We start from the raw sequence: 11,291 nt of genomic DNA, 5'->3' as shown, positions 1-11,291 counted from the left end.
GTAAAGCTAAGTGATATGGAAAAAATTATCGCCAAAAGAAAAGACATATTGAAATATATAGACAGCGGTGAGGATTATTTATTCGATGGAATTTATATAGCTTCTAAGCTAAAAAATAAGATAGATTTATTTGAGCAATCTATAGAAAAGATTTCTCTAAAGAGAAACAAAAAAGAACAAGAGCTCAAAAAGATCACATCAGGAGAGATGGTCGAGCTTTCTGACGATATAAAGGATGTATTTAAGAAGAAGGACGTACATGTAGGCTACGGTATGCAGTGGCTGAAGAAAAATAATTTAAGTGAAGAGGAAAATTTAAAGATAATCAAAAACAACTCTCTGCTTCCGTATTCTATAATACTAAATAGAGACGATCTAGATAAATTAAAAGAGGAAAAGCTAGATATATTTACTTCTTACCCTATACCTATAGCTCTAAGAGAGAGCCTAGAGGAAGTAGTGGGCGATAGAGAAAATGAAATTTTAATTATAAATAACGCCGCATTTTTAGTTTCATTTAACGAAAACCTTTTAGATGAAGAAAAGCTAAGAGCTATGATTTTAAAGCTTGAGTTGGATATAGAAAAATTAAATCAAGATATCGGAAATACTAGAGAAGACAAGAAAAAATATGAAGGATTTTCTTATTATATACTTGAAAATCCTGTAACTAAGAAGGAATACGAAGTCTTACAAAAGGATATCGAAAATATAAAAGCTGAACTTAAAGAAAATGGAGAAGCCTTAATAGAGTTAAAGGATTTAGCAAAAGATCTTTCTAAAAAGCAAGGAGAGCTTCAAAAATCTATAAGTAATTTAAACATAGAACAAAATACTCTAAAAAATGAATGGGAGGATTTTAAAGATTTCTCAAAGAAATACGAGGATTACGTCTTAGCAGTCGAGACTTTAGATGAACTTACAATAAAAAAAGAAGAAAAAAATTCATATAAAGAAGCTAAAATAAAAGAAAAAGACGAGCTAAATCAAAAATTAGACCTTTTGGAAAAGGAAAAAAGATATACATTAGATAGTTTAAAAGATACTAAGGACAAAAATATAAAATACGAAAAATACACAAAGGGTGAGATAATTCACAAGGATGTCGAGGATTTAGAGGCTGAGTACGAGACCTTGACCAAAGAAATAAGCGAGACATTAAAAGAGCTAGAAGAGCAATATGATAAAGTAAATAAGGAATTATCTGAAAAACAAAATAGGCTGATAGATTTACAAAACCACTATAACGTAGTAGATAAGGATTTAGAAAATGTGATATTTAACGGTCAGACATATTTTCTTTTAGATAAAAAAATAAAAGAGCTAAATGAAGACAAAAAAGTAAAAAATAAAGAAACCTACAAAATAGCTGAAAAGAAGGGAGAGGTAAAAAATAACCTAGAAATACTAAATAAAACTCTAAAAGAAAAATTTTTAAAGGAAGAACCTAAACCTAAAGATTTAGTCAAGGACAGAGATTTTGACGCTTTAATATTTGAAAGAAAAAATCAAACCAAAAAGCTAGAAGCTGCAAAGGCAAAATCAAAGTCCAATATAGACAAGCTAGACAGAGAATTAGGAAATCTAGCTGAATTTAGAGATGTCGAATGTACGAAGGCTATATCATTTAATCTCGAAATACCAGATATAAAAAACTATATCGCAGAGCTTAAAAGAGATTATAAAAACTCAAAGGACGATGAATACTCTGCTCACAGCAATTTAAACCTAGAAATAGACAATGTGCTTATGATAGATGAATTTAAAGACGACGACTTTTTCAGAAAATCTCTAGAAATACTAAAGAGAATAAGCCTAAATCCAAGAGACGTTATCTCAAATTTAAACCAAACGCTAGAAGCGCACAGAGTAACTCTAGAAAAATTAAGTGCAGACATAGACATCATAACTAAAGAAAAAGAAAAAGTAGTAGACCTCCTATACGACTATATATTAGAGATTCACATAAACATAGGCAAAATAGACCAAAACTCTACCGTAAACATAAACTCAGTCCCTAGAAAAATGCTAAACATCCAAACTACAAACTGGGATGAAAACAAAGAAATGTACAGACTAAAAACAAAAAATCTACTAGAAGCCTTGACAGAAAGCTGCCTAAACAAGCTAGACAAAAACGAAAACATAGAAGAAACTATCTCAAGCAGCATAACTACTAAAAATCTATACAATGAAGTAGTATCAATAGGAAGCGTCGACGTCAAGCTTTATAAAATAGAAGAAAACAGACAGCGAATCATAAGCTGGGAGCAAGTCTGCACAAACTCAGGTGGAGAAGGATTTTTATCAGCATTTGTAGTTTTAAGTAGCTTATTGACATATATGCGAAACGATGAAGTCTACAAATTCTCTCAAGATAGCAAGGTGCTTATAATGGACAATCCGTTTGCACAGACGAGTGCAGAGCATCTGCTAAAGCCTCTTATGGAAATCGCCAAAAAGAGCAATACGCAGCTTATATGTCTTTCAGGCTTGAAGGGCGAATCTATTTATAATAGGTTTGATAATATTTATGTGTTGGATCTTGTAAATTCTAGACTTAAAAATAATGTGAGCCTGCTAAAGGGCAATCATTATAAGGGAGAAGAGATGGTTAAGGAGATTGTTTCTTCTAGATTTGAGATAAAGAAGGAAGAGGTTGATCAGATTAGCCTGTTTTAGAAAATATATAGATATAAGGTAAAATTAAAATCCTGGCATAGTTTTTGCTGGGATTTTTTGAATAAATTGTGTTTATTAATAAAAATATTTTATAATATAGTAAAATATAAGTAGGAAAATATTTTGAATTATTATCACAAAAGAGCTAGTTGTAAAATACTTTTTAAAATAATTTGAATATTTAAAATTGATTAAAATATTAGATATGGAGGGATATATATGAATAAAAAGTTTTCAGATGTTGCAATGGTTGATAATAACAAATGGAAAAAAGCTATTCATAGGGAAAGAGAGTTATATAGTAGAGAAAATGATATGAGAAGTGACTTTGGAAGAGATTATACTAGAATCTTACATAGTTTAGCTTATAGAAGATTAAAACATAAAACACAAGTATTTTTCAACACACGAAATGATCATATATGTACAAGAATGGAGCATGTAGCACATGTAGAATCTATAAGTTATACAATAGCAAAAGAATTAGGTTTAAATTTTGAATTAACGAAAGCTATAGCAATAGGCCATGATTTAGGACATGCACCATTTGGTCATAAAGGAGAACAAATAATAAAAAAATTAACTAAAGAGCATTTAAATGATTCTTTTTGGCACGAAAAAAATGGGTTAAGAGTTGTTGATAAATTAGATTTGTTACAAGATAATAAAGGAAATTTCGCAAATTTAAATCTTACATATGCAGTTAGAGATGGCATAGTATGTCACTGTGGAGAAGTCGATGAAAATGCTATAATACCTAGAAGTGATACAATTGATTTAAATCAAATAGAAAATCCTGGAGAGGTTCAACCATTTACTTGGGAGGGATGCATAGTAAAAATATCTGATAAAATTGCATATTTAGGTAGAGATATAGAGGATGCTTTATTATTAAATATAATAAAACAAAAAGACTTAAGAGACTTATATGCATTGGGAAAAATTCATGGACAGCAAACAGTAAATACATCTGTGATAATACATGAATTAATGAATGATCTTGTGGAAAATAGTTCAATTGATAAAGGTATTTGCTTTTCAGAGGACAAGTTAAATTTTATTAATCAAATAAAGAAATTTAATTATGATAAAATCTACAATAGTAAAAAATTAGATTATTACAAAGGATATGCAGAATTAATTATAAATAGTATATTTGAGGAATTAATAAAATATTATGATGGAGAAAATACAATTATTAATTTAGATAAAAATTTAAATGAATCACAGGGCATATTAATAAAAGAGTTTAAAAATTGGATAATAAAATATTGTGATGAAGATATATTACAAGATTGTAGCTTAGAAGGTTCATATAATAATGAAAAAATATATGGAAAATTAGATACTAAATATATTTATACAGAAGCTGTTATCGATTTTATTTCTGGTATGACGGATTCATATGCTATCAAATGTTTTGAAGGATTAATTACGTTTTAATAATAATAAGAAAAGGTTGATAAAAAAGGAGGAAATACTTATGCGTAATTATTATATGGTAAGAGCTATGAATTCTAATCAAGAGGATTTTGATATATTCTTTAAAAATAATGTAGTAGCAGTTGGATGGAGTAGAGTTAATTTTAGTGAAGAAGCAGATTCAGAAAGGTTAAGACAAAAAGTTTGGGAAGAATACTATAAAAATGCAGAAAAACAGCAAAATACTATATCTAGAAAATTAAACGAAGTAGAAAGATTTAAGACAATTAAAAAAGGAGATTTTATAATAGTACCTTATAATTCAAATATTGTTATTGCTGAAGCTTTGGATGAGGAAATTTACTCTGAAGAATCAAAAGATTTAGATCTTGCCAACCAAAGGGAAGTTTCGTATAGATACCAAGATGGAAAGTTACTTGTAATTCCTAGAACAAATTTATCAGAGGGATTACAAAGAAGACTTCGTGTTCTTGGAAATTCAGTATCTAATTTATATGAATTTAAAGAAGAAATAGAAGAAATTTTTAGAACACCATCTTATTCATACTCTAAAAAAATGAAAGAAGTAGAAAATATAGAGTTAGAAAAATTAAAAAAAGGTTTGCTTGAAAATATTCAAAGAGGAAAAACTAATTTGCAAACTGGTGGTATTGGGTTGGAAAATTTAGTTTGTGAAATTATGAAATGTGAAGGATATGATTCAAAAATTTTAGCAAAAAATAGATTTAAAGGAAATGCTGATGCAGATATTTCAGCAATTAAAGAAGATTCTTTTATGAGTAAAAAGATACTTATTCAAGTGAAGCATCATCATGGTGAGAGTGGAAGTTATGGGATACAACAAATTGTAAAGGCTTTAGAAGATGAGTATTATAAGGATTATGAAGGATATTTTATAACTAGTGGTTTTATAAGTGAAGAGACTCGCAAAATAGCTAAAGAAAATAATATTAAAGTAATGGATGGAAAAAGGCTTGTTGATATAATAATCAAGAATTTAGATAAGTTGTCAGTTAATACTAAAGTTTTGCTTGGTATATGTAGAATTCCTTCGATTGTGTAAAGTATTATTGACTGTTACTGTATGCTAAAAAGTACATTTATATGTAAAAACTCATCAAGAGTTTATCAAAGTAAAATAAAAAACTTATTCTAAAAATTGAAGTAGTTATTTAATAATAGACAAAAATAAGGATTTTTGTTATATAATTATAAGTATATAAGAGGGATTATATAAAAATAAATTGATTTAGGGGGTATAGATTATGAAAATATTGGATCACATAAATAATATTGATAATATGATTGAAGAAAAAAAGAGTGAAGAAAATAAAGCTGCATTATTTGGACAAACAGTTGGTTTAGATGGTGGATTAGGATTTACTACTACTACTTATACAACTGTGGATATGGGAAATATGCATAATATATATTCACCAAATGGAAACTATAGTGTAGTACATGATGGAGTGTTTACACATGTAACAGAGTTTTAATTTAATGATTTAAGGAGAAATTTATGGAGGGTTTAGTATTAAAAAGTATAATTGTTAAAGTATTAGAAAGAGATGATTTAAATGAGTTTATACAATTATATAATTTTGAAGAAGATGTTATAAAAATATCAAATAGATATTCTATAAATGAAATACTATCACTAGAAAAAAATATAACATTAAATCAAAAAGTAACTCTATATACGTATATATTTTTATATAAAAAATTAAAAAATATAAATAATTCAAAAAACAGATTAATTGAAATTGCAAAGGAATTTAATTTAGAAGATAGTGTTTATGAAAATTGTACATATTTTTTTAATAAAGATAGATTAAATTACATAAGAATGGATTATAATAAAAAAAATTTAAAGCTTTATAATGTATTAATTGAAGTAGATGATTATATTTCAAATTTAGTTACAAAAGTTGTATCAGTTCCAATAAGAAAAAATAAAAAGAATTTAGTTGGATTAAAATCAAGAGAATATGAGCATATTGATGATGCAAGGGCATTGGAAAATTTTAGGAATAATAAAAATATAGAAAAAGTTGTTAGATTATATATAGAGTATGATATTGAACGTATTAGTAAAATTCAATATACAGGATCAAATATATTAGTTACTCAAGAAAATATACCATATTTATACGATGCACTATGTAAAGTTTGTGAAATATTAGATGTGAAAAAAATTCCTAAATTATATGTAAAACAAGGATTTATAAATGCTTGTACAATAGGTTGTAATGATCCTATTATAGTCGTAGATTCAGCTTGTTTGAGTTTACTTGATTATGATGAATTATTATTCATATTAGGTCATGAAGTTGGTCATATAAAAAGCGAACATGTTTTATATCATAATATAAGTCAATTTTTACCTATTATAGCAAGTATTGTAGGTAACGTTACATTAGGGCTAGGAGAGTTAGCATTACAGGGTGTATCACTTCTTATGTATAATTGGTATAGAAAATCTGAATTTACAGCGGACAGAGCAGGACTTTTAGCTTGTCAAAATATTGATGCGGCTATATCTACTATGACTAAATTAGCTGGGTTTCCATATAATTTTTATGATTCAATTAATTCAGAAATGATATTAAAACAAGCAACAGATTTTGAAGAATTAGATAATAGTAAATATAATAAAATAATGAAGTATCTTAGTATAATGAATTCGGATCATCCTTGGACTGTTCTTAGAGCAAAGGAATTAAAATCATGGTATGATAATGGAGAATATAAGAGAATTTTAAATAGAAATGGAAATAATCAAATTACAAGTAATCAGATAAATTATGTACAAAAATTTTGTACTCAATGTGGAAGCAAATTAAAACCGACTGCAAAATTTTGTACTTTTTGTGGAGAAAGAGTATAAGAGGGGGAGTAAGGCATGTGGCTTTTAATATGTTGGATAGTATTTGGAATAGCATGTTGTTACATAGCTAAAAATAAAGGTAGAAATCCAAAAACATGGGCTATTTTAGGTTTTTGGGGAGGAATATTTGCTTTAATAGCTATATTGATTTTACCGTCTATTCAAATTAACAATTTTAATAATAATTATAATGTACAAAAGTATAATCCAAATTGCTATAATCAAAAAAGTATATATTGCTCAAATTGCGGGATGAAAAATGATGTTAATGATACTTTTTGTTCGAATTGTGGAACGATTTTAAAATAATTAATTTATAAAATTATATAAATTTAATAGTTACTGATAGAAGAAGTTAAGAAAATAAGATTATTTTAGCTTCTTCTTTTGTTTTTAGAAGAAAATATATATATTTTATTGCTTGATAAAGATAAATTAGATTTTTAATTTTAAGTTTGTAAATTTATACCAGTAAAAAGTATGTTACAATAAAAGATAAGAATATAATATGCCGTTTAAGGAGGCGTTTTAATAATGTATATAATAGGAATTGCAATGATCATTATCGGGGTTATAGGAATTATTTTGTCATTGATATGGTTTATTAAGGATAGCAATAACAATAACAGCATCAAAGAAACAAAGCAAGATAATTTATGTCCAAATTGTGGACGAATTGTAAAAGAAAATTCAAAGTTTTGTGGTAATTGTGGAGAACAATTATTTTAATTGGGAGGGTATTTAGATGATATGTAATAATTGTGGCAAAAATAATAAGGAAAATGCAAAATTTTGTGCAAATTGTGGTTCTATTTTAGTTAAAAAAAAGCCATCAAATAAAAAAAATAATAAGAAATACCAGCTGCCAATAATAGCTATTATCAGTTTATTATTTGTTATAGCAGGTTATTTTATATTAAGAACAAGTTTATTTAATGATATAAATGTAACAGATGTAGTTATAGATAAAGATTATAAAGTAGAAAAAGATGTATTTATATTCGATTTAAATGATAAAGTGGTGGGTATTACACCAAAACTAGATTCTGAAAAAAACATTGAATTAAAAGGAATTGTAGACAATACTAATATAGCAACCTCTTATAAAAAAGATAATACTTTTTATTTAATGCCAAAAAAAATAGGAAAAAGTAAATTAACTATATATGCAAAAGATAAGATATTATATGCTGTTGAATTTGAGTTTAGAGATGGCTTAGATAAAAAAGAGTCATTAGAATATGATAATAAATATGAGGAATATAATGAGGTAGATGATTATTCAGATGTACCGTCACAAGAAATAGAAAGTTTAATGTCAAATTATCTTAAAGGATATGAGCAAGCTGTAAATACAGGTGATTTTAATTTAGTAAGTGACTATATGTATGAGGGTAGCCCTGAATATGAAGATACAAGAAAATCAATTTCATCTACATATGAAAATGGTACAAAGTTATATCTTTATGATTATGAAAATAGTGAAATAGAAAAAATATCTGATGGAAAATATAAAGTATCTTGTATAGTGCAATGGACTATACAAAATGAAGATGGTGAGCGATTACAAAAAGAATCAGCAGATTATATAATATATAACTATGATAATTCTTATAAAGTATATAGTATGAAAAATTGGAAACTTATAAGTAAGGAATATCAATAAACAAAGATTATTTTTAAGATAAAACTTTATTAATAATTATGAAATGGAATGAGGATTTTATGAAAATTTGTAGTGGATGTGGAAGTCAAAATAAGGATGATGCAATTTATTGCAAAGATTGTTGTGAAAAATTGGATCAAGTAATACAAGAGAATAAACAAAAGCCTAAAAATATAAAAAAAGTAAATACAAAAATAATAGCATTACTCATAGGAAGTATTGTTTTAGTAATTTTAGGAATGATATTGAGTAAAGATGGTATAATGTATAGATATTATGTATCTAAAGGTAATGATCAAGTTCAGCCATGGAAAGCAGTAGAATATTATACAGAAGCATTAAAAATAGATTATAATAAAGAACTTTTAGATAAAATGAAGGATGAATTATTGGATAGTGGATCATATTCAACATCATTATTAAAATCTTTGAAAAATGTATTAACAGAAGATGATTTTAATAATCTATCTATAGATGTTTATATTAAAGAAGCTGAAAAAGCTTTTGAGGCAGAAGATTATGAATCTTGTGCAATTTATTTAAAAAAAGCTGAAGGTTATGGATATAATATAAATAATTTTATTTATTTAAATAAAACTATAGAAAACGATTATGAAGATGAAGAAGATTATTCAGATGAATACGACGACGATTATATAATTGCTGATAGTGATGTGAGATATTTAAGTAGAAATGAACTTAGCAAATATACGAAGACACAGTTGGGATATATAAGAAATGAGATATTTGCTAGACATGGATATATATTTAGAAATAAAGAATATAGCGATTATTTTGGAAATAAATCTTGGTATGTACCAGATCCAGATTGTACTGGGACAGAAGCTGATTTAAATAGTGTTGAGAGGGCTAATGTTGAGTTGATACAAGAAATGGAAGGAAAATAGTATAGGTTAGAAACAAGGATATAAAAATACAGTTTATAACATAAAAAGCTAAAATACTACAAATTTTATAAAGGATATTAATAATTTAATATAGAATTTGTAGTATATTAAATTATTACAAATGTGAGGGGGAGTAATAATGAACTACGGAACAACAGTAGATTTAACAAAAATAGAATTAGATAATAGAAAGCTATATCCATATCAAGAAGCAGCTACAGAAAATTTAAATGAATATTTCGATTTAGAAAATCCTACAAGTCCACAAAATGGATTGCTAGTAATGCCTACAGGAAGTGGAAAAACTTTCACAGCAGTCAATTGGCTACTTCAAAGTGCTGTATCAAGAGGATATAAAGTAATATGGTTTGCCCATAGAAAGGATTTAATCGAGCAAGCTACATATTCATTTATACATAGAGCACCAATACTACTTAACTACGGTATAAAAAAATTCAGTATCATGCCTATATCAGGAGAACATTATTCGATGTCACAAGCATCAAAAAGCGATGTATATGTGTGTAGCATACAATCAGCTGCATCAAAAAATGGGCTTAGATTTATAAAAAATATGCTCGGCACAAAGGGAAAAGAAAAAGCAGTTGTAGTTATAGACGAAGCACACCATGCAGTTATGCCATCATTTAGAAAAATATTAGACAAAATAACAAAGCTTAATAAAAATAGAGTATTTTTAGGTCTAACAGCTACCCCTACTAGAATGCAGGAATCGGAGCAAATGAGACTTTATAAGATGTTTGACTGCTTCAAAGATGTCAAAAAAGCCAAAATAAATAAGGACAACCCTAAATTTATTTATGAAGTTAAGTTAAAGGATTTAATTACAAATGGAACTTTAGCCAGTCCTGAATATAAAAAAATAGAAACTAATCTAATAGGAAATGTAAAGTTTGATATAGATAAAAACGACGAAGAATACTATGAAAAATACGGTGAATTGTCAGAAAGAATAAAAGAACAATTAGCAAATTCTGCTTACCGTAATAAAATAATAGTTGATGAATACATAAAAAATAAAGATAAATACGGAAAAACATTAGTATTCGCAGTAAATAAAAGACATGCATATACATTAGATCAAGAATTTAAGAAAGTTTTTAAAGAAAATAATTTAGATATAACTAGTGAATATTGCATATCAGGGGACAATAATAATCAAGAAAAAATAAACGAATTTAAAAGTAAGAAAGACGGTGTTTTTATAAATGTTCAAATACTAACAGAAGGTAGTGACGTCCCTGATATTCAGACTGTATTTCTTACAAGACAGACAAATAGTGAATCTCTACTTATGCAAATGATAGGTAGGGGATTGAGAGGAAAGGTAGCAGGTGGAACTGATACATTAAATGTGGTAGATTTCCATGATACATGGGAAAAATTTAAGTTCTGGCTTGATCCAAAGTTTATAATAGATGGACTAACTGGGGATTCAGGTTCAGGTTCTAAGCCTGGTAAAATGGTAAGTATTCCATGGGATGTCACTATGGATATTTACTCTAGAATGGTGGCTAATGTCACAAGCAAATCAAATTCGCCAATAGTTCCTGATGGATGGTATAGTGTGGTAGATGATGATGGCGAGGATGATAGAATAATAGTATTTGATAATCAATTGGAATCATATAAAGCTATAGAAGATAATATAGATAGGCTATGTTAGCTAACTTTGTGATTAATT

At 27.2% G+C, this 11,291-nt stretch carries 10 protein-coding genes; all 10 read left to right on the top strand.

What is annotated here, in order from left to right:
* A partial coding sequence (locus tag SPD90_RS13530) for a hypothetical protein (RefSeq protein ID WP_331680587.1) occupies positions 1 to 2,682 on the top strand: 2,682 nt, incomplete at its 5' end.
* A gap of 219 nt (positions 2,683 to 2,901) precedes the next feature.
* Positions 2,902 to 4,125, top strand: coding sequence for a deoxyguanosinetriphosphate triphosphohydrolase family protein (locus SPD90_RS13525; RefSeq protein ID WP_320925572.1), 1,224 nt, complete (start codon positions 2,902 to 2,904; stop codon positions 4,123 to 4,125).
* Between the two features lie 40 nt (positions 4,126 to 4,165).
* Positions 4,166 to 5,188, top strand: a complete 1,023-nt coding sequence (locus SPD90_RS13520) for a restriction endonuclease (RefSeq protein ID WP_320925571.1) — start codon at positions 4,166 to 4,168, stop codon at positions 5,186 to 5,188.
* A 202-nt stretch (positions 5,189 to 5,390) separates the two neighbouring features.
* A complete protein-coding gene (locus SPD90_RS13515) occupies positions 5,391 to 5,621 on the top strand; it encodes a hypothetical protein (RefSeq protein WP_320925570.1) in 231 nt (76 codons plus the stop codon).
* Between the two features lie 23 nt (positions 5,622 to 5,644).
* A complete protein-coding gene (locus tag SPD90_RS13510) occupies positions 5,645 to 7,012 on the top strand; it encodes a M48 family metallopeptidase (protein ID WP_320925569.1) in 1,368 nt (455 codons plus the stop codon).
* Between the two features lie 15 nt (positions 7,013 to 7,027).
* The gene (locus SPD90_RS13505) at positions 7,028 to 7,321 is read left to right on the top strand and encodes a zinc-ribbon domain-containing protein (RefSeq protein ID WP_320925568.1); all 294 of its coding nucleotides are present in this window, start codon (positions 7,028 to 7,030) and stop codon (positions 7,319 to 7,321) included.
* 225 nt (positions 7,322 to 7,546) lie between these two features.
* The gene (locus SPD90_RS13500) at positions 7,547 to 7,741 is read left to right on the top strand and encodes a zinc ribbon domain-containing protein (protein ID WP_320925567.1); all 195 of its coding nucleotides are present in this window, start codon (positions 7,547 to 7,549) and stop codon (positions 7,739 to 7,741) included.
* Positions 7,742 to 7,757: 16 nt separating this feature from the next.
* On the top strand, positions 7,758 to 8,678 hold the full coding sequence (locus SPD90_RS13495) for a zinc ribbon domain-containing protein (RefSeq protein ID WP_320925566.1): 921 nt from the start codon (positions 7,758 to 7,760) through the stop codon (positions 8,676 to 8,678).
* A gap of 59 nt (positions 8,679 to 8,737) precedes the next feature.
* Positions 8,738 to 9,586: a YARHG domain-containing protein gene (locus tag SPD90_RS13490; RefSeq protein ID WP_320925565.1), complete on the top strand. Its 849-nt coding sequence runs from the start codon at positions 8,738 to 8,740 to the stop codon at positions 9,584 to 9,586.
* Positions 9,587 to 9,725: 139 nt separating this feature from the next.
* Complete coding sequence (locus SPD90_RS13485; RefSeq protein ID WP_320925564.1) at positions 9,726 to 11,273, top strand: DEAD/DEAH box helicase; 1,548 nt, start codon at positions 9,726 to 9,728, stop codon at positions 11,271 to 11,273.
* The last annotated feature ends 18 nt before the right edge of the window (positions 11,274 to 11,291 follow it).

It is taken from the genome of Intestinibacter sp., from assembly GCF_034113885.1.
Lineage (GTDB): Bacteria > Bacillota > Clostridia > Peptostreptococcales > Peptostreptococcaceae > Intestinibacter.
This window is presented reverse-complemented; position numbering and strand designations above follow the sequence as displayed.